At 64.4% G+C, this 22,490-nt stretch carries 22 protein-coding genes and 1 pseudogene; 10 read left to right on the top strand and 13 right to left on the bottom strand.

All coding sequences use genetic code 11. The annotated features are described in order from the left end of the window. The 5 genes from WMN78_RS12720 to WMN78_RS12700 all read left to right on the top strand — a co-directional run. Positions 1 to 805, top strand: an 805-nt coding sequence (locus tag WMN78_RS12720; RefSeq protein ID WP_340534081.1) for an NAD(P)-dependent oxidoreductase, incomplete at its 5' end; no start/stop codon positions are given. 192 nt (positions 806 to 997) lie between these two features. Continuing rightward, entirely contained in the window at positions 998 to 2,383 is a 1,386-nt protein-coding gene (locus tag WMN78_RS12715) for a sugar transferase (protein ID WP_340534080.1), read from the top strand. A 190-nt stretch (positions 2,384 to 2,573) separates the two neighbouring features. Further along, a complete protein-coding gene (locus WMN78_RS12710; RefSeq protein ID WP_340534079.1) occupies positions 2,574 to 4,457 on the top strand; it encodes a DUF4012 domain-containing protein in 1,884 nt (627 codons plus the stop codon). Positions 4,458 to 4,629: 172 nt separating this feature from the next. Beyond that, positions 4,630 to 5,232, top strand: coding sequence for an LPXTG cell wall anchor domain-containing protein (locus tag WMN78_RS12705; protein WP_340534078.1), 603 nt, complete (start codon positions 4,630 to 4,632; stop codon positions 5,230 to 5,232). A gap of 277 nt (positions 5,233 to 5,509) precedes the next feature. After that, complete coding sequence (locus WMN78_RS12700; RefSeq protein WP_340534077.1) at positions 5,510 to 5,977, top strand: VanZ family protein; 468 nt, start codon at positions 5,510 to 5,512, stop codon at positions 5,975 to 5,977. Between the two features lie 9 nt (positions 5,978 to 5,986). On the opposite strand, the gene galU is transcribed toward WMN78_RS12700, so the two are convergent. Beyond that, positions 5,987 to 6,880 carry a UTP--glucose-1-phosphate uridylyltransferase GalU gene (gene galU, locus WMN78_RS12695; protein WP_340534076.1) on the bottom strand — a complete coding sequence of 298 codons (894 nt, stop codon included), beginning with the start codon at positions 6,878 to 6,880 and terminating at the stop codon, positions 5,987 to 5,989. A 141-nt stretch (positions 6,881 to 7,021) separates the two neighbouring features. Between galU and WMN78_RS12690 the strand changes: the two genes are divergently transcribed. Further along, positions 7,022 to 7,984: a hypothetical protein gene (locus tag WMN78_RS12690; protein ID WP_340534075.1), complete on the top strand. Its 963-nt coding sequence runs from the start codon at positions 7,022 to 7,024 to the stop codon at positions 7,982 to 7,984. Positions 7,985 to 8,027: 43 nt separating this feature from the next. Here the strand turns inward: WMN78_RS12690 and WMN78_RS12685 are convergent, their stop codons facing one another. The 6 genes from WMN78_RS12685 to paaA are packed head-to-tail and all read right to left on the bottom strand — an operon-like array spanning position 8,028 to position 12,931. Beyond that, positions 8,028 to 8,810, bottom strand: a complete 783-nt coding sequence (locus WMN78_RS12685) for an enoyl-CoA hydratase/isomerase family protein (RefSeq protein ID WP_340534074.1) — start codon at positions 8,808 to 8,810, stop codon at positions 8,028 to 8,030. Between the two features lie 41 nt (positions 8,811 to 8,851). Further along, a complete protein-coding gene (gene paaE / locus WMN78_RS12680) occupies positions 8,852 to 10,078 on the bottom strand; it encodes a 1,2-phenylacetyl-CoA epoxidase subunit PaaE (protein WP_340534073.1) in 1,227 nt (408 codons plus the stop codon). A 15-nt stretch (positions 10,079 to 10,093) separates the two neighbouring features. Beyond that, on the bottom strand, positions 10,094 to 10,666 hold the full coding sequence (gene paaD / locus WMN78_RS12675; RefSeq protein WP_340534072.1) for a 1,2-phenylacetyl-CoA epoxidase subunit PaaD: 573 nt from the start codon (positions 10,664 to 10,666) through the stop codon (positions 10,094 to 10,096). A gap of 2 nt (positions 10,667 to 10,668) precedes the next feature. Further along, positions 10,669 to 11,601 carry a 1,2-phenylacetyl-CoA epoxidase subunit PaaC gene (paaC, locus tag WMN78_RS12670; protein WP_340534071.1) on the bottom strand — a complete coding sequence of 311 codons (933 nt, stop codon included), beginning with the start codon at positions 11,599 to 11,601 and terminating at the stop codon, positions 10,669 to 10,671. Further along, a complete protein-coding gene (paaB, locus tag WMN78_RS12665; RefSeq protein ID WP_091251167.1) occupies positions 11,598 to 11,903 on the bottom strand; it encodes a 1,2-phenylacetyl-CoA epoxidase subunit PaaB in 306 nt (101 codons plus the stop codon). Before paaB ends, paaC begins: the two co-directional genes overlap by 4 nt. Further along, positions 11,900 to 12,931, bottom strand: coding sequence for a 1,2-phenylacetyl-CoA epoxidase subunit PaaA (paaA, locus tag WMN78_RS12660; RefSeq protein WP_340534070.1), 1,032 nt, complete (start codon positions 12,929 to 12,931; stop codon positions 11,900 to 11,902). Before paaA ends, paaB begins: the two co-directional genes overlap by 4 nt. A gap of 108 nt (positions 12,932 to 13,039) precedes the next feature. Here paaA and lepB point away from each other — a divergent pair, with 108 nt between their 5' ends. Then, entirely contained in the window at positions 13,040 to 13,768 is a 729-nt protein-coding gene (gene lepB, locus WMN78_RS12655; protein ID WP_340534069.1) for a signal peptidase I, read from the top strand. Here lepB and WMN78_RS12650 read toward each other — a convergent pair. The 5 genes from WMN78_RS12650 to WMN78_RS12630 form a co-directional block, all read right to left on the bottom strand. Next, positions 13,710 to 14,654 carry a nucleotidyltransferase family protein gene (locus WMN78_RS12650; protein WP_340534068.1) on the bottom strand — a complete coding sequence of 315 codons (945 nt, stop codon included), beginning with the start codon at positions 14,652 to 14,654 and terminating at the stop codon, positions 13,710 to 13,712. The two genes, lepB and WMN78_RS12650, sit on opposite strands and share 59 nt — an antisense overlap. 8 nt (positions 14,655 to 14,662) lie before the next feature. After that, positions 14,663 to 16,294: a polysaccharide biosynthesis tyrosine autokinase gene (locus tag WMN78_RS12645; RefSeq protein WP_340534067.1), complete on the bottom strand. Its 1,632-nt coding sequence runs from the start codon at positions 16,292 to 16,294 to the stop codon at positions 14,663 to 14,665. 141 nt (positions 16,295 to 16,435) lie between these two features. Continuing rightward, positions 16,436 to 17,746 carry an ATP-binding protein gene (locus WMN78_RS12640; RefSeq protein WP_340534066.1) on the bottom strand — a complete coding sequence of 437 codons (1,311 nt, stop codon included), beginning with the start codon at positions 17,744 to 17,746 and terminating at the stop codon, positions 16,436 to 16,438. A 35-nt stretch (positions 17,747 to 17,781) separates the two neighbouring features. Further along, positions 17,782 to 18,066 carry a PqqD family protein gene (locus WMN78_RS12635; RefSeq protein WP_340534065.1) on the bottom strand — a complete coding sequence of 95 codons (285 nt, stop codon included), beginning with the start codon at positions 18,064 to 18,066 and terminating at the stop codon, positions 17,782 to 17,784. After that, entirely contained in the window at positions 18,063 to 18,608 is a 546-nt protein-coding gene (locus WMN78_RS12630) for a hypothetical protein (RefSeq protein ID WP_340534064.1), read from the bottom strand. The genes WMN78_RS12635 and WMN78_RS12630 overlap by 4 nt, the downstream gene beginning before the upstream one ends. Positions 18,609 to 18,800: 192 nt before the next feature. Here WMN78_RS12630 and WMN78_RS12625 point away from each other — a divergent pair, with 192 nt between their 5' ends. Further along, complete coding sequence (locus tag WMN78_RS12625; protein ID WP_340534063.1) at positions 18,801 to 20,492, top strand: HNH endonuclease signature motif containing protein; 1,692 nt, start codon at positions 18,801 to 18,803, stop codon at positions 20,490 to 20,492. Positions 20,493 to 20,613: 121 nt separating this feature from the next. Here WMN78_RS12625 and WMN78_RS12620 read toward each other — a convergent pair whose 3' ends face one another. Beyond that, the gene (locus WMN78_RS12620) at positions 20,614 to 20,925 is read right to left on the bottom strand and encodes a hypothetical protein (RefSeq protein WP_340534062.1); all 312 of its coding nucleotides are present in this window, start codon (positions 20,923 to 20,925) and stop codon (positions 20,614 to 20,616) included. A gap of 676 nt (positions 20,926 to 21,601) precedes the next feature. Between WMN78_RS12620 and WMN78_RS12615 the strand changes: the two genes are divergently transcribed. Both WMN78_RS12615 and WMN78_RS12610 read left to right on the top strand, forming a co-directional pair. Then, on the top strand, positions 21,602 to 22,234 hold the full coding sequence (locus tag WMN78_RS12615; protein WP_340534061.1) for a low molecular weight phosphatase family protein: 633 nt from the start codon (positions 21,602 to 21,604) through the stop codon (positions 22,232 to 22,234). Between the two features lie 52 nt (positions 22,235 to 22,286). Next, positions 22,287 to 22,490, top strand: a pseudogene (locus WMN78_RS12610) (LCP family protein); the annotation flags it as partial.

Here is a 22,490-nt window from a genome sequence, read left to right as displayed (position 1 = left end):
CGTTGAGTTCGCCGGCCGCGCCGGATTCGACCTGGGCAGCGAGACCTCCTTCACGGATCGCAACTGGAAGAACTACTCGACGATCGTTAACGCCGCGGCCTACACCGCCGTCGACACCGCGGAAACCGCGGAAGGCCGGGCAGCAGCCTGGGCCGTCAACGTCGCCGCCGTCTCACGGCTGGCCCGGACCGCCGTCGAGCATGACCTCACCCTGGTGCACGTCTCCTCGGACTACGTCTTCGACGGCGTCCGCGCCAGCCACGACGAGACGGAACCGTTCACCCCGCTGGGCGTGTACGGCCAGACCAAGGCAGCCGGCGACGCCGTCGTCAGCGTGGTTCCCCGCCACTACATCGTGCGGACCAGCTGGGTCATCGGTGAAGGCAACAACTTTGTCCGCACCATGGCCTCCCTCGCCGGCCGCGGCATCGAACCGTCCGTGGTCAACGACCAGATCGGCCGGCTCAGCTTCACCGCAGACATCGCGGCTGGGATCCGGCACCTGCTGGAGTCCGGCGCTGCCTACGGCACCTACAACCTGAGCAACGACGGCGAACCGCAGTCATGGGCGGACATCGCCGCGGACGTCTACGAGCTCTCAGGAAAGCCGCGGACCGCCGTCACCGGCGTCAGCACCGAAGAATACTTCAAGGGCAAGCCTGCGGCACCCCGCCCTTTGAACAGCGTCCTGGACCTGGCCAAAATACAGTCAACGGGCTTTGAACCGCGGCACTCCGCGTTAGCTCTTGAAGAGTACCTCAGCGTTAGCCAAGCAAACCCCGAACCAGTAACAGCACCAGTGTGACTAGAAAAGCTGCGAAGTAGCCGCTGGCAACAGAGTGACTGGTGACACCGAAACATTACTCATGACAACAAGACGAGCTGTATCCTAGCGGCGGGGAGCTCCCGTCAAAACACAAATTTATCTACATGATGGGGATGCTAATTGGGGACGGTGCCGGATTGGCGTGTGCGGACATCCCGCAGGCTGCGTATCGTGGACGCATTTGTAATTATTTGGGCCGTCGCTGGCGCCTATATTGTGAGATTTGGATTTGAACCCAGTTTCGTAGTCGACGGCCAAGAAGTCACCTACATTTGGCTTTCGGCGGCGCTTGTCGTCGCCTGGTGGTTCATGCTGGGCGCTTGGAATACTAGGCAAAGCCGAATTCTCGGTGCGGGTGCTGACGAATACAAACGCGTAGCTGCGGCATCGCTTTGGTTGTTTGGGCTTGTCGCAATCTTCTCGTATGTTCTCCGTATTGACACGGCCCGCGGCTACGTCGGCATAGCTCTCCCAGTAGGTCTGTTTGGCCTGATACTTGCGCGTTGGCTGCTGCGACAGCATTTAAGTGTGGATCGTCAAGGGGGCGACAGCATGTCGCGGCTCATCTTGCTTGGAGGTCCCAGCGCGGTCGCGCATCTGGCGCGCACCTTGACCCAAGGAATGCACTCAGGTTATTTGCCCATAGCCGCTTACACCCCTGGAGCGTCGGAGAGCTCAGCATCGGAAAAGATTTCTGGTCTTCCGGTCCTTGGAACCGATCCCGGAGTGCACGCGATTCTCGAGGCAATTGATCGATGCAAGGCTGACGCGGTCGCAGTCTCCGCCGGCGTGCAGCTACACCCTCAAACTTTGCGACACTTGGGCTGGGAACTTGCAGCTCGCAACGTCGGACTCATTATGGCTCCCGCTCTCACCGACATTGCAGGGCCCAGAATACATACGCAGCAGGTGGCCGGGCTTCCGCTGATTCACGTAACGACTCCCACTTTGGAGGGCGGTCAGCGGGTGGCGAAGAGACTCTTTGATGTACTCGTTTCGGGCCTACTGATCGCATTTACCGCGCCTCTGATGCTCGTACTTGCAGTCATGGTCAAGATCGATAGTCGCGGTCCAGTCCTCTTCAAGCAGGAACGCGTCGGCATCGAGGGCGCTCACTTCGGCATGCTGAAGTTCCGCTCCATGGTCGTCGATGCCGAACAACGACTCGCCGAACTCGCCCACCGCAACGAGGGAAACGGCGTCCTTTTCAAGATTAAGAATGACCCCCGTGTCACCCGGGTTGGCGGTTTCCTGCGCAAGTACAGCCTTGATGAACTCCCGCAGCTGTTCAATATCTTCGCTGGGTCCATGAGCCTCGTTGGCCCCCGGCCGCCCCTGCCACGAGAAGTCGAGGCGTACGAGCACGATGTCCGACGTCGACTGCTGGTCAAGCCTGGGCTAACTGGCCTCTGGCAAGTTAGCGGGCGCTCAAATCTGTCGTGGCAGGATTCAGTCCGGCTCGACCTCTACTACGTCGAGAACTGGTCATTGGCGGGCGACCTCGTGATTATTCTTCGGACAGTCCGTGCCGTATTTCATAGCACCGGCGCTTACTAGAACCCAAAAGTCGGAAAACTGCCCTCTTGGGGAAGGACCCAATCAAAATGTGCACGTACCAAGATCTGCATCCTAACGAGCTACTCGGCCAAGTAGGGTCACTTCGGATACTTGAGGTTCGAACAGCGTTGAACTCAGGAAACTGGCGGACTGCTGGCTGGCAGCACCGTGGGCTTGGAAGACAGTAACGGTGACGAAAACAGAAGACGAATCTCTTTGGCCCTTGAGCAATGCTCGAAGTGGATCGGCCAGCCACTCCAAATCGGGGCACCGGCGTCGCCGCTTAGTTGGTGCCGCGGCCATTTCAGCCTGCGTCGTCGTCTTGGCACTGGCTTCAGCACTGTGGCTTGGCGCGAAAGCCAGCTCCATACGTGACCATTTGGAATCTTCAGCTCAATTGGTTCCGCAGCTCCAAGACGAGGTCCTCAGGGACGATATTGCAGCAGCTCAGAAGACCGTCGAGGCGCTAAAAGAACACACCTCTACTGCTCGAAGCGAGGCCACTGACCCCATCTGGACCATAGCTGGAACGCTTCCGTGGGTGGGAGCAAACTTCCAAGCGGTCAGCGAGGTTGCAACGTCTGCCGACGACGTGGCCCAGCTAGGGGCCGCTCCCTTGGTTCAGGTCTTCAGCGCCCTCGACTGGAAGACCCTTATTCCCAGCAACGAAGGGGCGGATCTTAAGCCGCTGGCAGCAGCGGCGCCCAAGCTCAGTTCGGCAGCACATGCTGTGAGTCAGTCTTCTGACAGATTGAACAGCATCGACACGAGTTCGTTGTTCCCACAGGTAAGTTCGCCGTTAGTGCAGGCCAGGGAACAGCTTCAGTCGGCGCGGTCGGGCCTTGACACCGCTGCAAATGTTGCACGTATCGCCCCAACGATGATGGGTGACGAAATTCCCCAGCGTTATCTCCTATTGATCCAAAACAACGCAGAAGCGCGCGCTACCGGCGGTATTCCGGGCGCCTTGGCGGTACTGACCATTGACAAAGGAAGGCTCTCGTTCGGTTCCCAGACAAGTGCGACAGCACTGGGAGCATTCACGCCGTCCGTTGCGGTGGATCCGGAACAAGTGGGCATCTACTCCACGCGTCTCGGCAAGTTCATGCAGGACGCAAACCTTACACCCGACTTTCCCACAGCAGCATCAACGGCACACGCGATGTGGCGAGAAAAGACCGGTGAGGACGTTGATGGAGTTCTGTCTATAGATCCCGTCTCGCTTGGATACATCTTGGATGCAATCGGCCCTGTGGAACTAACGGATCCACAGCTACGTGCAATCGCCGGCTCATCGCTTCCCACGAAATTAGATGGGGGGAACGTCACACGTACGCTCTTATCGGACGTTTATTCCGAAATTGCCGAGCCCGAACTCCAAGATGTGTACTTTGCCGGTGTGGCCCAGGAAATCTTTAGTTCGTTATCCGCTGGCAAGGGCGATCCCAAAGAACTAATCGAAGGTATCAGCCGGGGGACGGCCGAGGGCCGCTTCCTGATTTGGTCCGCCACAAAAACGGATCAAGATGTAATTTCAAAGTATCCGGTCAGCGGCTCCATCGCGGGCCCGAGCGTTGCCCCGGCACAGTTCGGCATCTACTTCAATGACGGTACTGGCGCAAAGATGGACTATTACGTCAAGCGGACCGCCCAGTTGGTCCGAGAATGCACAGGCGATGACTACGGGCAGGTGAAGGTGCGCGTCACCAGCACCAATACGGCGCCGGCTGATGCCGCCACGTCCTTGCCCGAATACGTCACGGCCGGAGGAGCTTACGGCGTTCCAGCCGGCTCGGTGCAAACGAATGTGATCGCTTACGGACCGGTTCAAGCAAACATACAAACTGCACTGGTCGACGGTAAAAAGTCGGACTTCGCGGCGCACAGACATAGCAACCGGCCCGTCGGATCGGTAACGGTCATTTTAGCGCCGGGCCAGAGCAGCACCGTCGAGCTGACTTTCGGAAAGATCGTGCAGCACACCGAACCTAACTTGGTTGTCACGCCGACTGTCCAAGCGCTCAAAGACGTGGTACTTGCCACAGAACAATCAGAATGCGTTCCGGGAAAGTAGACATCTCGTTAACAGTATGTAAAGCGACTTGATTCACTTTGGTAACAGCCGTCACGGGATGCTAACTTGTATTTGGGCACAGCCAGTGAGATTTCAACCTACGGTAACTCGACGGTCTCGGAAATCTCCACCAATCACGTGACACATCGTATTTACGGTCTCAGGGGGACTCATGAAAAAATCACTTGCAGCACTCGCACTTGCAGGTTCCATCGCACTTATCGGCGCCGTCCCGGCCGTCGCAGCACAGTACCCGGCACCGGCCGCAGTGGTTGCCGTAAGCAACGCCTCACCCGGCCCCGGCGAAACGTTCACCTTCCGTGGCCGCGCCGCGGCCTTCTTCAACAACGAACCGGTGTCCATCACCGTGACGCCGGTTGGCGCGCCCGCTGCCGCTGGTGCAGGTGTCTCCAACGGTAGCCGCACCGTCTCCGGCAAGATCACCCTTCCGCTCGCACCGCAGACGTTCTCCACCAAAGCCGCAAATGACGGTAGCTTCGCCTTCCCGCTCAGCATCAGCGAAACAGGTACCTTCAGGCTGACCGCCACTGGCCTGACCTCAGGAAACAGTGCATCTGCAACGGTTACCGTCGTCGGCACTGGCTTGGCTAACGCCGGCGGTGCCCCGCTGGCCAACACCGGAGCCGCCCTCGCCAACACGGGTGCCGACGCTAGCTTGGTTCTCTGGTCCCTGGTGGGCGCAGGCGCACTGGCTGCCGGCGCAACTTCGGTAGTTGTAGTTCGCCGCCGCGCCAAGGCTGAGGCCGCAGCGTAAGGCTAAACCAACAAGCACCAAAGAGGGTGGGTGGTTCTCCGGGAAGCCGGAGGACCACCCGCCCTCTTCTTTTAACAAGAATCCACAGGCCAGGCTACCGGCCCCGTGGTATTCATGAGAGTTACGGGGAGAAATTGGCGCAGACCACGCTGGCAGTTCGACTTCGCTGCGCCCCTACCCCCTCCAAAGGCACTCCCCTACCTCCTGCTGGGGCTTCTAGCCATCGCTGCACTCGGAGTGGCAGCCCTGGCGCTTCTCCGGACGTCCTGAGGCCTGATTGAAGCGCCTGGAACAGCCGCGGCTTTGGCGGGCAGTCCTTGTGGCCATGCTCGTTCCGCTGGCGCTGGTGGCCTTCTGGCCCAGCCCGGTGGACAAGCCCGTCCAGGGCGAACTCGCGGGCTTCCTCCTCGTCATCCACCACTTGGGAATCCCCGGCTGGGTCAACTATTCGTTTATCGAGTCCACGGCCAACGTTCTCCTCTTTGTACCGGTAGGAGTAGTGGCCTCCCAGGCTTTCCCCACCAAACAACCATGGCAGCTTGGCGCCTTCGGACTCCTGGTCTCCGGCTGCATTGAGCTGGGTCAGCAACTCTTTCTTTACGAACGTTTCGCGAGCCCGCTGGACCTTGTCACAAATACCGCCGGCTGTGTCATAGGCGCCCTGGCAGCCCGGGCTGGCGTGCGGGCGATTAAAGACCGACGGGCTCAACGCCAGCTGGCGTTGAGCCCGTCGAGAAGCTGTTAGTGAACTGACCTATTTGTTCACGAATTCCTTCATCCACGCCTTCAGGTCTTCACCGAAGTCCACGCGTTCAGAAGCAAGCGAGATAACTGCCTTGATGTAGCTGAGCTTGTCCCCAGTGTCATAGCGGCGGCCACGGAACACCACACCGTAGACACCCCCGCCTTCTCCATCGGTGGTGGCCAGGGTCTGCAACGCATCCGTCAGCTGGATCTCGCCGCCGCGGCCCGGCCCGGTCTCCTCAAGGACGTCGAACACCGCCGGGTGCAGCACGTAGCGGCCGATGACGGCCAGGTTCGAAGGAGCCTCATCCACGGCGGGCTTCTCCACCAGGCGGTTCACTTGGAAGTAGTCCTCGCCTTCCACGGGCGAAATGTCCGCGCAGCCGTAAGCGCTGATCTGGGACGGATCCACCTCGATCAGTGCGATCACCGAGCCGCCGGTCTTGGCCTGCACATCGATCATGGTGCTCAGCAGCTCATCCCGGGGGTCAATGAGGTCGTCGCCCAGCAGGACGGCAAACGGCTCGTCCCCCACGTGCTGGCGGGCGCACAGCACCGCGTGGCCCAGGCCCTTCGGGTCTCCCTGACGCAGGTAGTGCAGCGACGCGAGGCTGGACGCGTGCTGAACGGCCTCCAGGCGCTCCAGATCGCCCTTGAGCTCCAGGGTGCGCTCCAGAGCCGGTGCCCGGTCAAAGTGGTCCTCCAGAGCGCGCTTGGAGCGTCCGGTGATCATGAGGAGATCATCCAGGCCGGCCTTAACGGCTTCTTCCACCACGTACTGGATTGCGGGCTGGTCCACAACCGGCAACATTTCCTTCGGCATTGCCTTGGTGGCGGGCAGGAAGCGAGTTCCCAAACCGGCAGCAGGAATGACGGCTTTTTTTACTGATTTCCCCAAAGTCATAGCTGAACCATACAAATCGCGTGAGGAAACACGCAATTCACGGCCAAGATTACGCAAACCATGGGGAGCCCTGCCCATCGCAGGGGTTTCCTTTTTGGGACATACTTCTGGTTGCAGCTTTCACGAAAATTGGGGGACATCTTGAACAACCACCAGCAGCCCGGCGTACCGCAGCAGCCGGAAAACAACGGATGGCAGCAGCCCGGCCACCAGAACCCGCAGGCGCCGCAGGGCCACCCCGGCTACCAGGAGCAGCCGGCATACGGGCAGCCGCCCTATCCTCCGCGCGCGGACCAATACAACGCGGACCAGTACAACTACAACCAGCCTCCCTACGGCCAGCCCGGCCCCGGGCAGTTCGGCCAGACCCCGCCCAAAGGCGGCTTCCCCGTCTGGGGATGGGTTGCCAGCGGTGTCGGAGCCGTGGCGGTTCTGGCCGTGGCGGGCGTGATGGTGCTGGGCGGCCTCGGTTCAGCTAAACAGCGCGAAGCGCTTCCGGCACCCACGGAGACCGCCGGCAGTTCAGAATCCGCCGAAGCGAGCACGGAGGAAGCCACAACCGACGAATCCTCGCCTGCGGCCACCGGTGACGAAGACCTGTATATCTTCCAGGACGCCGACTTCACGTCCCCGCCTGTGTGGTCCGTCCAGCTGCCCGCCGGCTGGACCATGTCCGACGTCAAGGACGGCACCACGCAGTACCGCAGCAGCGACAACCCGTGCCTCTTCAGCACCCACCAGGCCATCCTGCCGGCCAGCGGTGGCATCAGCGATGAAGAGGCCACGAAGGCCTCCATGCAGGGGGAGATCGAGGGCATCAAAAAGGCCGCCGCCTCCCCGGTCACGGTGGTGTCCGATGCTGACTCCGTCTATGCCAAGCTTCGCAACGCCGACGGCCACGTGATCGAAATGCAGGAAGCCGAACTGCGGTTCAAGAACAAGGGCAACGTGGACCTGGTGGTCCGGCTGGCCGTGCGGGCCGTGCCGTCCGCAAACGGCCTGATGGAACTCGACCTCGCCTGCCCCGCCAACATGCCCACAGAGTCAGACCTCTGGATGGAACTGACGGACAGCGTCACCATGGTTGACGATCCGGCGGTCTAGTTCCGAGCGTCTGATCAAAGGGGCTGAATCAGCGGCCCTTGAACTATGCCCCCTTGAACTCCGGCGTCCGCTTCTCCTGGAACGCCTTGAAACCCTCCGAATAGTCCTCGGACTTGCACAGCCGGGCCTGCTCCGCGTTCTCCTCTTCCATGGCTTCCCAGAGGCCAAGGCGCTGGTCGCGGATGTGGGCCACCAGGTCCTTGCTGGCGTTGAAGGCACCCGTGGCACCCGTGGCAACCTTGGCCACGATGCCGCGGGTGTTTTCCAGCAGCTCGTCCTTGGGCATAGCCCGGCTGAACATGCCCTGTGCCACGGCCTCGGCGCCGGTCATCAGCTCGGCCGTGTAGATCAGGTCCAGCGTCCTGTGCATGCCCAGCCGCTCGGTGAAGTACCAGTGCCCGCCGGAATCCAGCGTGGCCCCCAGCTTGGCGAACGGCGAACCGAACTTGGCGTCCTCCGCCACGTACACCACGTCCGTGGCCAGCAGCAGGCCCAGCCCCACGCCCAGGCAGGCGCCCTGAGCCGCCGCGAACGTGGGGGCCGGGAAGGCGGTCATTTTCTTGAGCAGCGGCTGCAGCAGCCCGCCCAGGTAGCCCTGGACGTCGTCCGTCTCCGGCGTCACGCCGGCGATGTCCCGGCCCGCGCAGAAGGCGCGGCCCTCTCCCCGGAGCAGCAGCGCCCGCACCTCACCGCGCGAGGCGGCGTCAGCGGCGTCGTCGTACGCCTGGGTTAAATCCTTCAGCGCCTGCTCGTCCAGTGAGTTCAGCTTGTGCGGGGCGTTCAGTACAACCTCGGCGATACCGTCGGCGATGGAGAGGGAGATCATGGGGCTCCTGTTCGTGGCCGTGACAGCCGGGGTGGAAAGACTTAGACGTCGAAGTCGACCGTGACGTCCGGGGTGGTGGGGTGGGACTGGCAGGTGAGCACGTAGCCCTTGTCCAGTTCATCCTGCTCCAGGGCGTAGTTCTCGTCCATGGTCACCTTGCCCGTGACCACCTTGGCGCGGCAGGTGCCGCACACTCCCCCGGCACACGCGAACGGCACGTCGGGGCGCACGCGCAGGGCGGCGTTGAGGATGGATTCCCGCGCATGGGTGGGGCTTTCCACCTTGCCCTCGAGGCCGTCCAGCTTGAACGTGATCTTGTAGGTCTCCTTGGATTCGTCCGCGATCACCGGCCGGCCGATGTTGCCCTCGGGGCGGTCCGGCTTGCCGGAGGTGAACAGCTCGAAGCGGACGTGCTCGGGCTCCACGCCGCGTGCTGCCAGGGTGTCCCGGCACAGCTGCACCAGCTCGAACGGCCCGCAGAGGAACCACTCGTCCACGTCGTCCGCGTGGATGGCGGTGCCCAGCAGCGCCTGGAGCTTCTCGGCGTCGATCCGTCCGCTCAGCAGCGGCGCGATGCGCTGCTCGCGGGACAGCACGTGGTGCAGGGCTAGGCGGGACGGGTACTTGTCCTTCAGGTCCGCCAGTTCCTCCAGGAACATCACGTCCATGGCGGCCTTGTTGGCGTAGATCAGGTCGAAGCGGGTCTCCGGGTTGGCCGCCAGCAGCGTGCGGGCAATGGCGATCACCGGGGTGATGCCGGAACCCGCGGCGATGGCCACGAAGCTGCCGGGCTCCCCCACCAGGTCTTCCGGATGGTTCATGGAGTTCATGACGTTCTGCTCCACGGCCTTGCCGTCCCGGCCGTGCTTGGAGACGAACGCACCCATGGGGCTCATCACGTCCAGCTGGTCGCCCGGCTTCAGCTCGGCGTTGGCCCACGTGGAGAACAGCCCGCCCAGGTCCTTCTTGATGGCCACCCGGATCTCGCTGGTGCCGTCCGCGAAGCTGCGCGGCTCTGCGCAGATGGAGTAGCTGCGGCGTACTTCGTGCGGCTGCCCGGTCTCGTCCGGCATGGTGGTGCGCAGGGCCACGTACTGGCCCGGCAGGTAGTCGTACTGGCCGGCAAGCTCCGCCGGAACCCCGAACGTCACTTCGATCGCATCTTCCGTGAGCCGGCGGACTTCCGCCACCGTCAGCGTGTGGAAGGACGCACGACGGCGGCCGGTGGCCGTGGCCTGTTCGGCGGCAGTCTGGCGGACAACAGTCATGGGGGCACCTGTTCCTTACAAAACTTTGAAGTAGTCGAACGGTTCCTTGCAGTCCTGGCAGACGTACAGCGCCTTGCAGGAGGTGGAACCGAAGCGGGTGAGTTCCTTGGTGTTCAACGATGAACACTGCGGGCATTTGACGGCCATGCTCAGGCGGATGGGCCCGGCATGGCGGGCAGCGTTGCTGTGGCCGGTGGGCGGCGCGATGCCGTATTCCTGCAGCTTGGCCTTGCCGGACTCCGTCATCCAGTCCGTGGTCCACGCGGGGCTGAGCACCAACTCCACGTGCACGTTGGGGTAGCCCTCCTTCGCGAACACCGCGTTGAGGTCGTCGCGGATGGCGTCCATGGCCGGGCAGCCCGAGTACGTGGGGGTGATGGTGACCTGTACAGCGGGCACCATGCCGCCGTCGTCGAACAGCTTGACGTCCCTCAGGATGCCCAGATCCGCGATGGTGAGCACGGGGATCTCCGGATCGCACACCGTGGCGGCGAGGTCCCAGGCCTTCTGCTCAGAGGTCTGCGTTTTGGCGGTGCCCGTTTTAGTCTCGCTGTCCGCGGTGGGGTGGCTGACGTACATTCCCGGCATGGCTACCAGCTCGCTCCGGGGTGCTGGCGGGCCAGCACCTGCATCTCGGCCAGCATGTAGCCCAGGTGCTCGGAGTGCTTGCCCCGGCGACCGCCGCCGAGGGCGGCCGGAACCTGCGGAACGTCCAGTTCCGCCTCGGCCAGGACCTCGCCGGTAAGCCGGTCAAAGTCCGCTCGCAGGCTGGAAGGCTCGACGGCGGCACCCGCCGCCGCGAGGCGGGCGGTGAGTTCGTCGTCGGCAAACAGTTCGTCCACGTAGGGCCAGATGACCTTGAAGCCGTGGATCATCTTCGCGCGGGACTCCTCGGTGCCGAGGGCCAGGCGCAGCACCCACTGGGCGCTGTGGTCCCGGTGGTAGTCCACTTCCTTCACGGCCTTGGCGGCGATGCCGGCCAGGGTGGCGTCCGTGGACTGGGTGAGCCGGCGGTAGAGCTCGAACTGGTAATAGCTCACCACGAACTGCCGGGCGATGGTGACGGCGAAGTCCCCGTTGGGCTGCTCGAACAGTTCGATGGAGCGGAACTCGTCCTCGGAGCGGAAGTAAGCAAGGTCATCCTCGCTCTTGCCGTTCAGTCCGCCGGCGTAGCTGAGGAAGGAGCGGGCATGGCCCAGCTGGTCCAGGGCGATGTTGCCCAGGGCGATGTCCTCCTCCAGCTCGGGTGCGCGGGAGATCCAGTGGCCCAGGCGCTGGGCCAGGATCAGGGCATCATCGCCCAGGCGCAGTGCGAACTCGGCCACGTCCTCGGTGGGCTTGGCAGCGCCGCGGCTGACGGCCAGCGCGATGTCCTCCGGGCGGAGCGCATTGCCCGGCGTGATGCGGGTGGCGCTGGCGGTGGCGTCCCCGCTGGTGCCGGCGGTGGCGACGCCCACGGAGATGTCCCCGTGGCCGCCTGTTTCTTCGGTGGTGGCCGTTGTTGTCTCGGGTGAGGTGCTCACAGGTGCTTCACGCCCTCACTCTTGGTGTAGTAGGTGGCGTGCCGGTAGTCCTTGCCCTGGGGCGATTCGAAGAACGCGCCCTTGGCGTCCGGATCGCTGGAGGCGATGGCGTCCGCGGGGACAACCCAGATGGACACGCCCTCGTTGCGGCGGGTGTACAGGTCACGGGCGTTGCGCAGCGCCATCGCTGCGTCCGGCGCGTGCAGGGAGCCGGCGTGGACGTGGGAGAGTCCGCGGCTGGAGCGGACGAAGACTTCCCAGATGGGCCAGACATTTCCTGCGTGCGGTTCGGGGGTGGTCATGCTGCGGATTCCTTCTCTGCTTGCTTGCGGCTCTGTTTTTCCGCGTAGGCGGCGGCGGCTTCGCGGACCCAAGTGCCGTTGTGATGAGCTTCGCGGCGCCGTTCCAGGCGCTGGGCGTTGCACGGGCCGCGGCCCTTCAGGACTTCGTGGAATTCATCCCAGTCCAGCGGGCCGTGCTCCCATTTCTTGGTTTCTTCGTTGAAACGGATGTCCTTGTCCGGGAGCGTGAGCTCCAGGACCTTGACCTGCTCCATCATCATTCCAACGAAGCGGTTGCGCAGCTCGTCGTTGCTGAAGCGCTTGATGTTCCAGGCCATGGACTGCTTGGAGTTGGGCGAATCGTCATCCGGCGGACCGAACATCATCAGGGCGGGGGCATACCAGCGGTTCACCGCATCCTGGGCCATTTGCTTCTGCTCGGGCGTGCCGTGGGAGAGTTCCAGCAGGATCTCGAAGCCCTGGCGCTGGTGGAAGGATTCTTCCTTGCAGACGCGAACCATGGCGCGGCCGTAGGGGCCGAACGATGCGCGGCACAGCGGGACCTGGTTGGCGATCGCGGCGCCGTCCACCATCCAGCCGATGGCGCCCATGTCCGCCCAGGTGCGTGCGGGGTAGTTGAAGATGGAGGAGTACTTGGCCTTGCCGTCCATCAGGTCCTGCATCATCTGGTCGCGCGGCTGGCCCAGCGTCTCGGCAGCCGAGTACAGGTACAGGCCGTGGCCGGCCTCGTCCTGGACCTTGGCCATCAGGATGGCCTTGCGCTTGAGGCTGGGGGCGCGGGAGATCCAGTTGGCTTCCGGCTGCATGCCGATGATCTCCGAGTGCGCGTGCTGGGAGATCTGGCGCAGCAGGGTTTTGCGGTATGCCGGAGGCATCCAGTCGCGGGGTTCGATCCGCGAATCGTCCGCCATGACTTTGTCGAAGTATGCCTGGCCTTCAGCGTCACGCCGGGCCACATCTTCAAGGCTCTGTTGGTGCCGTGCCGCTGTTGGCTCTCCGGGCACTGACTGCAGGGTCTGCGCTGCCATGGTTGCTCCTATGCATTTCCGATAAATAATTACCGACCGTTCGTTCAGGATATGCGGAAGCTGTGAGATGCGTCAAGCACCGGAGGCTCCCGGTGGTAGCTTGGGGGCGTGAATCCAGGTACCCGCAGGAAGCTCCCCCTCTGGGCCTTGCTGCCCCTCAATATGCTGGTTGCCCTCCTGGTCATCGCCCTTGTCCAGGCCTTCCTGGTCAAGGTGTACCGGGTGCCGTCCGGCTCCATGGAGCAGACGCTGCAGGGCTCGCAGGGCGGCGGCGACCGGATCCTGGTCAACCGCCTCGCCTATGCAGGCAGCTCACCGGAGCAGGGCGACGTGGTGGTGTTCACCCGCCCGGCCTCGTGGCAGCGTGAAACAGCAGCGCCCGACGGCGGCGGGCTGGGTTCCGCGGCGCGCGCCTTCGGCGACCTGACGGGGATCGGCGTTTCCAACGAGCAGTTCCTGGTGAAGCGGGTCATCGCCGTGGGCGGCCAGACCGTCAGCTGCTGCGGCAGCGACGGGAGGCTCAGCGTGGACGGCCAGCCGCTGGACGAGCCCTACATCTACCAGGACTTCCCGTTCCAGGCAGGCGCGCTGGACTGCAGTACGGTGCCACGTTCCGCCCGCTGCTTCCCGGAATTTACTGTCCCCGAAGGCCAGCTGGTGATGCTGGGCGACCACCGCTCCGGTTCGGCGGACTCTGTGGTGGACTGCCGGACGCAGGCCGGCCCGGCGTCGTCGGACGCGTTAGACCGGTGTGTCCGGACCGTGGGGACCGCCGACGTTATCGGTGAAGTTGCCCTGCGGATTTGGCCGCTGGACCACGCCGGCGGAGTTGGCTGAGGTCTTTTACTGTCCGAGGGAGTGCGCGCAGGAAACGGGTCCAGCGGGTCTTTTGCAGTTGAAGCCGGCCTTTGAATGACAGGTCCGCGTAGATGTTCCCGGTCAGGAAGACTTCCGTAGGCGGGAAGATGGCACGGAACAGCAGCTTCGGCTTTTCCCGCAGCGGGGCCTGGGCGATGGCGATAATCCGGGCGCTCCCCGGCTCCTTGGACAGCAGGCGGTTGCGCCATTCCGTGGACGGTTCGGGCCACTGCACTGGCGTCGGCTGGGAAACCAGGTCCTCAAGGAAGGGGCGCATGGCTGCCAGCGAGCCGGTGGCGGTGGCAATGTCCAGGATCTCCGCCGCGTGCGATTCCCGTTCCGTGAGGTCCGTCAGGAACCCAAGCTCCTGCTGCGACGCCGGCAGGTGGGAGGAGCGAAGAGCATGCAGGGCAAGGATGAGGATACCCAGCGTCTTTGACGGGACCCGCACCTCCTGCCCTGCAAGTTGAAGGACCTCCGTGTTCGCCCACATCACGTCGAAGCAGTCATTGGACGACGCTTCCATGCCGGGAAAACGGAAATGGACGTCGATGCAGCAGGGCCATTCGGGGTGATCCACGGTGATGGAGTGCCGGGGGAAGCTGCGCTCGTCCGGGTCCACCGGGCGTTGCCGCCAGCCCCGCTCCCGGAGGCCTTCGAGCATGGCCTCAAGGTCCACCGGCGGCACAAAAACGTCCACGTCCACGGACATCTTGGGCAGGCGCAGCCCCTGGATCACGCTGGCCGGTCCCTTGATGAAGAACGCCCGGATGCCCAGGCTGTCCGCCACCCGCTGTACCAGGGCGTGGCCCAGGAGCACGGCTTCGGGAATGCTCAGCTGCGTTTCATCGGCCGGGTACTGCATGGCGGCACCTAGCCCCTGGCCCGTCGCCCGGCGGACGCGGGCTCCAGGACGTCTTCGGTTTCGGTTTCCCACTGGGCTGCGTGGATTGTGTCTGCGTGCACTGTGTCGGGGTAGGCCGTGTCTGGGTAGGGCGCGTCGGGGTGCGCGGACGCAGGCGCGTCCGAAGGTTCCGGCGCAGAGGTATAGGTGCCGTAGTAGGAGTAGGCGTCCGTGCCGCGGGTGGGCACATAGTTGAGGACGGCGCCCAGGATGCGGCCCTTCACCTTGTCCAGGTTGCCCAGGGACTGGCCGAGCTGTTCCTGGGTGGTCTTGCCGGTGCGGATCACCAGGATGGCGCCGTCCGCCGCGCGGGACAGGACGGCGGCGTCCGTGACCGGAAGCAGCGGCGGAGCGTCGATCAGCACCGTGGCATTCTCGGCCAGGGCGTTGAGCATGTTCTGCATGGCCTTGGACCCCAGCAGCTCGCTGGGGTTCGGCGGAACGCGGCCGGAGCCGAGGACGGAAAGGTTCGGCAGGGCTCCCCAGGGCTGGAGGACGTCCTCCAGTTCGGCGGTGCCGGTGAGCACATCGGTGACCCCCACTCCGGGGACCAGGTTGAAAACGTCCACCAGCGTGGGGCGGCGGAGGTCGCCGTCGACCACTACAACGTTCTCGCCGGCGGCCGCCATGGTGACCGCGAGGTTGGCGGTGACGGTGGATTTGCCTTCGGCCTGCATGGAGCTTGTGACCACGATGATCCGCGGCGGCTGGTCCACGTCCAGGAAGCTGAGGTTGGTGCGCAGTTCCCGGAGGGCCTCGGCCATCGCTCCGCCGGCGTCGTGGAGCTGCGCTGCCGCACCGGCGTCCAGGATGGTGCTCTTGCCGTCCAGGCGGTGGTCCACCGGGAGGGTGCCGATCACGGGGACCCCGAAGAGCCGCTCGATCTCAGAGGCGTTCCGGATGCGCCGGTCCAGGTGCCGGCGGACCAGTGCGTAGGCCACGCCGAGGGCCAGACCGATGAGCGCTCCGAGCGCAAGGGTGAGCTTGACGTTGGGGGAAACCGGGCTGGTGGGAAGGACCGCCTTGCCCAGCGGAAGGATCCTGACGGCGGAGGCTGTAGCGCCGGGTGCGGTGGCAGCGTCCGGCGATGTGCCGGCGTCGGGCGTTGCTGTTTCTGGTGTGGCTGTCTCGATCGCTTCGACCTGTGCCGCGAGGCCGTTGACCCAGGCGTCGGCCACGCGCTGGGCGGTGGCCGGATCAGGCGACTGGGCTGTCACCCGGATCTCAGCGGTATCCAGCGGAACCTTCACGCTGATGGTGCCCAGCAGCGCATCGGCCGTGGTCTTCAGTTCCAGCGAGGCAATGACCCGGTCCGCCACCAGGCGGGACTTGGCCACGGATTCGTAGTTCTTGACCTTGGCCTTGGCCAGGCTGTCCCCGGCGAGCGAAAGGCTCACGTTGTCCGAGCCGGGCGTGACCACAATGCCGCTGGAGTCCGAGGAGTAAATCTTCGGCTGCAAGACCGTCCAGCCGAACGCCGTCAACGTGGCCAGCAGGGTGAAGGCGACGATGGCCTTCCAGTACACCCGGACCACCCGCAGGTAGTCGGCCAGGTCCAGGCCGGCGGGTGCTTCCGGGCTGGCTGCAGTGTTGACGCTCATGGTGGTTCCTTCCACTCAAGTTCTTTTCAAAGTCCGGTCATCGTTGCCGGGTTACTGCTTCGAGTGGTCCCCCACGCGGTTGGCGGCTCGTGGCCGCCCTGTCTTATGAGGTGCCCCTGTTTTATTAGGTGCCCTGCTTTTTTAGGTGCCCTGTTCCAAAACTGATTTCGCAATGAGCTGCCCGGCGGCTGCGGCGACGGCGGCCCGGTAGTCTTCCGGCCGGCCGTGCACTTCGCCGACATGTTCTGCCAGTTCATCCAGCGGGATGGCACTGGCGGTGGCCTCCCAGATGGCCGGTCCGATCCCGCTCAGCCGCACGATCTCCGCCTCCAGCATCACCAGCAGGTCGCCGTCGATGGCCACCGCATCCTGGGGCGGGATCCGGCGGATCCAGTCCTTGGGGATGGCTTCGAGTTCTTGTTCGGCTACTGATGCTTCTGGTTTCGCTTCGCGGGCATCCCAAACAGGCTTCGATCGGCGACGCTTCCGGAAGAGCGGCTCGAGGGCTTGCGGCAGGTCGGCGGCCTCCGAGTAGGTCACCTGCCAGACACCGCCCACCCGGTCGATCAGCCGACACAGCGACTGCAGCGGCTGGTCGATCTCGGCCTGCGAGGACGAATCCGGAATGAGGGCCAGGAGTGCGTCCGCCAACGGGAGCTGGCGGAGCGTTGGTTCGTGGTGTGCCTCTACCCGGTCCAGCTCAACCCGGTTCAGCTCTACCCGGTCCCGTTCTACCCGGTCCAGTTCAACCCGGTCCAGCAGCACGATGGACTGGATGAACGGCTTGGTCGGTGTGGGCAGGAGCCCGAGTTCGTCGGGCCCCACCTGGTGTTTGGGCGCACCAGGCTCCTGCTTCACGGACAGCGGTTTGGGGTACGGAACAACCGACCCGTCCGGCCCGATAGCCACGGTTTCGTCCGACACATACCCGTAGGTTCCGGCCAGCACCGAGGCCGCGGTGGTCTTGCCGGTGCCGGACTTGGCTACGAGCGCCACCACGGCGCCGGTCTCCGGGTCCGCCACGCCGCAGGCGTGGAGCATCATGAACTCGCCCGCGTTCTCCAGGATGGCCGCCACCGTAAGCCGGGAGGTGACGTTCTCAGCCAGCTCCTCAAAGGAGGCGGCCTGCACGGGGAACGTCCCGCCGTCGTACGACTGTGACAAGTACGCGACGGAGGCGGTGAACGGCAGGGACTCCGTGGGCTCCTTGGGGAGCGGCGGGATCAGCGGTGCCCCGGTGCCGGCACAGCGCGACCAGGCCGACCGCATGCTGTGCTGCTGCTCGAGGGTGACCGAGCGGCCCCAGCGGATGGCGAACGCGGTGCCCAGGACGTCGACGCACAGCAGTTCCCCGCCGCCATGGAGGTCCGCAAAGAGCTGGGCGTCCCACTCGCTGGAGAAGTCCCAGTCGAGCTGCGCGCTGCCCCGCTGCTCTCTGTTCCCGCCGTTCATAGCTCCCCCTGAAGTCCCGCTGGTTGGTGCTGTGGTTAGTGCTCTGGTTGGTGCTGCTGGAGTTCGATCAGCCGCTGGGCTTCAAGGCTCGCGAGGAAGGCTTCGACCTGGGACGCGAGCTGGTTGCTGTTGTCCTCGAACGTGGCTTCCAGCTCGGCGATAACGACTGCTTGGTCCCGACGGCCGTCGATCAGTTCCCAAATGGCCGCCGCAGTACCGTCCAGGACCACGGGCTGGGTTGCGTCCAGGTGGAGAAGGGCCACCCGGCCGGTTGACTCGGTGCGGACTTCGGCGACGAGGGTGCTGTGGCGGTAGATCATTTGAACTTGATGGACAAGTTGGTCTGCGTTTGGACGGTCACACCCGAGACGGTGACCGCAACTGTCATCAGGTAGTTGTACACGTCAGTGGGCCTGGGCTTGGTTGACGGCCCAGTATCTTCTGCTGCCGTAAAAGTGACCGGAAAAACCAGGGATTGTCCAGTTGTGTGCGTGAACAAAGTCGTCGACTCGTACGCACTGAAGGTTGTTGCTGCGAATGGACCGGACGCGGAGTTCTGTATGCCGATCTTGGCGTGAACAGTACCCGTCGGCGTGATGGTCACACTTCCGCTGAAGGTTCCGACGGCGTTATCGACCTGGAAGCCCGTAGGACCACTGCCGCCTTTTCCGCCTCCGACGAAGGTAATTGCCGAACCAGCGCCCAAGATCGTCACAGTCGTCGGCCCAGACGCCGAAGCTGCCGGGGCCGCAATAGCAGCCGCAATAACCGGCACGGACCAGGCTGCTCCCTTGACGATCCTGCGACGGCTGAGACCGCCCTCTTCGCTGCTCGTGACCTCTGCGTTCAGAACCTCAGACAATTGCGCCCCCACATATTTTGGCCGGGGCCAGCCCTCATGGACCGGCCTGTGTTTTCACCGCTTTTCGCCGGCTGTCCCCACCTTTCCCAACGTCGCCAAAGGTTCACGCAACCGTTTTGCAAGATTTGCTCAAGGTTTCCTGTGTAATGCAGCGGCCCGAAAAATGTCGTACCCTCGCGGCAGAGTTGTCCCATGGAAGCCATTGGAGAACTTGCCCCAAACCAGGCCCCGCGCCTCGGGCAGTTTTCCAATGCGCCGTTTCTACCGGTGGCCCAGAAACGGAACCTCACCGCCGTGCTCCCCGCCGCCAACAGGCACCAGCCAGCTGCTGCCTCCGACGGCGGTGCTTTCGGTGATCTAGCCGCGTGCCTTGAGCTGGTGAGCGCTTTGAGTTCGACGGCGGCGGCGGACTCGTCGGAGTTCGACTTCCGCCAGGCTGCTGACTTCGCCGCCGGGGTGGAGGAGATCTCCCGGAACCTTGAATACCTGCAGATTGTCGCGGCCGGTGCAGTGGACCGGACCCGGCGCCAGGCTGCCTCTGCCGCACGGACCGGCTCGGGCCCTGCGGTCACCTGGACTACGGGCTGGGGCAACGAAGCTGCTGTCCACGGACCCATCGGCTGGGCAGGTGGCCAACTTTCCGGTGACGCGGGGGCAGAGCCGGCCGCGGACCCCGAAGCACAGAAGTCCACAGCCCCGGATCCGGCGGATGACGGGTACCGGAATGCTGCCGAGTTCCTCCGGGGACGGTTGCGGATCAGCGCCGCCGAGGCCCGCCGCCGGATCAGCCTGGCCGAATCGGTGCTGCCCCGGACCGGGATCACCGGCCACGTCCAGGAACCGGTCCGGCCCGTGCTCGCCGCCGCCGTTGCTGCCGGGACTGTCGCTTCCCGGCCCGCGACCATCATTGCCCTGGCCATAGACAAGGTCCGCCACCACGCCCCGGAGGACACCGTGGCCGGGATGGAGCGTGTCCTGACCCGCGCCGCGGCGGAGCACGACACCGATTTCGTGGCCCGGGTTGCCCGGCAGTGGGTGGAGGCGATCGACCAGGACGGGGCCGAACCGTCCGAGGCCGAACTCCGCCGCCGCCAGGGCGTGTTCCTCCGCCAAACCCGCCACGGACTCCACCATCTGGAGATCTTCGCCACCACCGACCAGTACGAACCCCTCCTGACTGTGATGAACACCGCCACCAACCCCCGCGCGCAGGACAAGACAGCCGGGTCCGGCGAGGCGGAGCAAAACCTGGACGAGCGGACCCGCCAGCAGCGGCTCCTGGACGGCCTCGTCGGCGCGGTCAAAGCGGGCCTGACCACTGGCGGCCTTCCCGCTGCGGGCGGGCTGCGTCCCCAGGTCATGGTCACCATCGACTACCGCGACCTCCTGGAACGCCTGGATCAGTCCGGGACCACAACCGACGGCGCTTCCGGCACCCCCGGTTCCGGGCGGATCCCCGGCACCGGCACAGGCTCGTTCACGTTCACCGGGCCCGTCACCGCGTCAACTGTCCGGAAAATCGCCTGCGACGCGGACATCATCCCCGTCCTGCTCGGCAGCCAGGGCCGCGTCCTCGACGTCGGCCGCACCACCAGGATCTTCCCGCCCCACATCCGCAAAGCCCTCACCGCCCGCGACCAGGGCTGCGCCTTCCCGGACTGCACCATCCCGGCCCCGTGGACCGAAGCCCACCACATCAGCTACTGGTCACATGGGGGAACCACCAGCACGGACAACGGCACGCTTCTGTGCAGCCATCACCACCACCTGATCCACAAAGAGCAATGGCACATCCAGGTCAAAACGGGCGTCCCGTGGTTCATCCCGCCACCCCACATCGACCCACGCCGAAAACCGCGACGAAACCACTACTTCAGATGCTGAAGTTCAGGCCCTAAGTTCACGCGCTGAATCAGGGGCCCAGAACGTTGCCCTGCAAACAAGCAGCGACCACTCACGCTGCGACGGCTTCCCGGCTTACCCGTGCGTCCTCTTCAGAGGGGCTTTAAAGATGGAGCAGAGCGCTGGAATCCAGAACCGTCGGCGTCTGCTTGCCATGCTCTTGGAACGTGACCTCGGTGGTCACCGAGAAGTCGCGATGGTCGCTGTTCCTGCCTCGATAGCTGTGGCCTCCGAACTCGAAGTCCAGCCGCGTTGCCCCCTCCGGGACAGGGCAGGTGAAGGCAGCGGTGAAGGTACCTCCCGTGCGCTGCAGTGTTGGCGAAACGGATAGCGTTCCCACCTCCACATATGAAAACGACACCGACACGTCACTGGTGGCCCGCGTGACCGGGCTGATGGTCATTTGAACGCTCACGGAACCGTTGACGACCCCGAGGCCGGCCAGGCTGAGCCGGACCGGCACTTTGACGGCAGGGCGAAGATGGGCGGTCCCATGAAGGTGCGAAGTTGAAGGTAGGGACCGAATACCTGAATGGAGCAAAGCCGACGCCTCGGTGGCGGGTGCTTCAGTGGCCGGACCCGGCGTGGCAGGAGCCGGCGTGGCGGCGGTCCAATCGGCGGGAACCGGCTTGGTCGGGGCCGGTAAGGACCACTCGCCGCCCCACACCGGGGTGCGGCGGATAAGTCCGGCATGTTCCTTTATGCGATAGGCAAGCTCTGTCATTTTCGTCCCCCGTAGCATTCGGTTGGGCCTCCCCGACGGGCCGCCCATCTGCTGTGGCCGTGGTCTTCACCGGTTGACCCCACTGTGCCCACTGCACCTCTAGGTTTACTCAACCGTTCTGCAAGATTGGGTCAAGCTCCCTGCGCATGTCGCTCAGCGGGCGGTTCGCCCCGGGCCGTGGATTGGTCCCGCGGGGCCGGCTCGCACCGCGCGTTGATGTTCAACCAGCACTAGCCCGACGTTATCGGGGAACCTGGGGACGCATGCCGGACCGGGCGATTCGCCCCCGGGTGGTAGGTCCCCGCGTGTTAAGTTGAACGTTAGGGATCGCACCGATCTGACAGCCACTCCGGAAAGAGCCCTCACCGTGGAATCGCCAACGCCCGTACGGATCCTCACCGTCTGCACGGGAAACATCTGCCGCTCCCCCGTGGCCGAACGCCTGCTGCAGGCCGGCCTGGACCAGGTCCTGCCCGGCGGCTTCGAAGTGCGGAGCGCCGGCACCCGCGCCATGGTGGGTTATCCCATCCAGCCCCTCTCGGCGGACATCGTGAACATGTACGGCGGCACGGACAAGGGCTTTGCCGCCCGGCAGCTGACGCCCAAAATCCTCCGCGACGCGGACATCGTGCTCACCATGACGTCCAAGCACCGCGGCGACGTGCTCCAGCTGGACGCCTCCCTGCTGAAGCGCACCTTCACCATCCGGGAATTCGCGCGGATGCTCGAGGCCCTCGAAGAACGCGACGCCGCCGCAGCGGCTGCCGGTGAACCGGCCGGCGCACCACACGATAAGGCGCCCGACGCGGGCACACTGTGGCGCGGCCTGCCCGCCCGACTCGCCTCCGTCCGGCACCTCGCCCTGGCCGCGGACAGCGCGGACAACGAAGTGGTGGACCCCTACAAACGGTCCCCCGAGGTGTACCGCCAGATGGAAGACGAACTCGCCCCCGCCATCCTCACCATCCTCCGCTACGCCCGGCTCAACACGCCCACATAAACAGGACTTTCGGCGTCGTTCTTTTCCGCGTCAGCGGTGGTAGCGTCCGGTTATGGACAACCAGTCTGATCCGGAAGGAGCGGCTGACAGTAAGCCGCAGGGAAACTTCGCCTGGCTTCCCGCCTGGCTGCGCCGGCAGCCCACCTGGCTCAAGGCGGTCTTGGCCATTGTCTTGGTGATCGCCCTGGGCAGCACCGCATACGCCTTCGTCCAGCTGGGACGCGGCGGATCCCCCGCCCCCACCGCCAGCGGGGCC

It is taken from the genome of Arthrobacter oryzae (assembly GCF_037911235.1).
GTDB lineage: Bacteria > Actinomycetota > Actinomycetes > Actinomycetales > Micrococcaceae > Arthrobacter > Arthrobacter oryzae_E.
Note: the sequence above shows the minus strand (reverse complement) of the source record. Positions and strands in the feature narration are given on the sequence as shown.

Excerpts from the sequence above, each read along its gene's own strand:
- WMN78_RS12705 (WP_340534078.1), top strand. The coding sequence starts at position 4,630 with ATGAAAAAATCACTTGCAGCACTCGCACTTGCAGGTTCCATCGCACTT.
- WMN78_RS12635 (WP_340534065.1), bottom strand. The coding sequence starts at position 18,066 with ATGATCTACCGCCACAGCACCCTCGTCGCCGAAGTCCGCACCGAGTCA.
- WMN78_RS12650 (WP_340534068.1), bottom strand. The coding sequence starts at position 14,654 with ATGCAGTACCCGGCCGATGAAACGCAGCTGAGCATTCCCGAAGCCGTG.
- WMN78_RS12625 (WP_340534063.1), top strand. The coding sequence starts at position 18,801 with ATGGAAGCCATTGGAGAACTTGCCCCAAACCAGGCCCCGCGCCTCGGG.
- WMN78_RS12640 (WP_340534066.1), bottom strand. The coding sequence starts at position 17,746 with ATGAACGGCGGGAACAGAGAGCAGCGGGGCAGCGCGCAGCTCGACTGG.
- paaB (WP_091251167.1), bottom strand. The coding sequence starts at position 11,903 with ATGACCACCCCCGAACCGCACGCAGGAAATGTCTGGCCCATCTGGGAA.
- paaE (WP_340534073.1), bottom strand. The coding sequence starts at position 10,078 with ATGACTGTTGTCCGCCAGACTGCCGCCGAACAGGCCACGGCCACCGGC.
- galU (WP_340534076.1), bottom strand. The coding sequence starts at position 6,880 with ATGACTTTGGGGAAATCAGTAAAAAAAGCCGTCATTCCTGCTGCCGGT.
- paaD (WP_340534072.1), bottom strand. The coding sequence starts at position 10,666 with ATGCCGGGAATGTACGTCAGCCACCCCACCGCGGACAGCGAGACTAAA.
- WMN78_RS12645 (WP_340534067.1), bottom strand. The coding sequence starts at position 16,294 with ATGAGCGTCAACACTGCAGCCAGCCCGGAAGCACCCGCCGGCCTGGAC.
- paaA (WP_340534070.1), bottom strand. The coding sequence starts at position 12,931 with ATGGCAGCGCAGACCCTGCAGTCAGTGCCCGGAGAGCCAACAGCGGCA.
- WMN78_RS12685 (WP_340534074.1), bottom strand. The coding sequence starts at position 8,810 with ATGATCTCCCTCTCCATCGCCGACGGTATCGCCGAGGTTGTACTGAAC.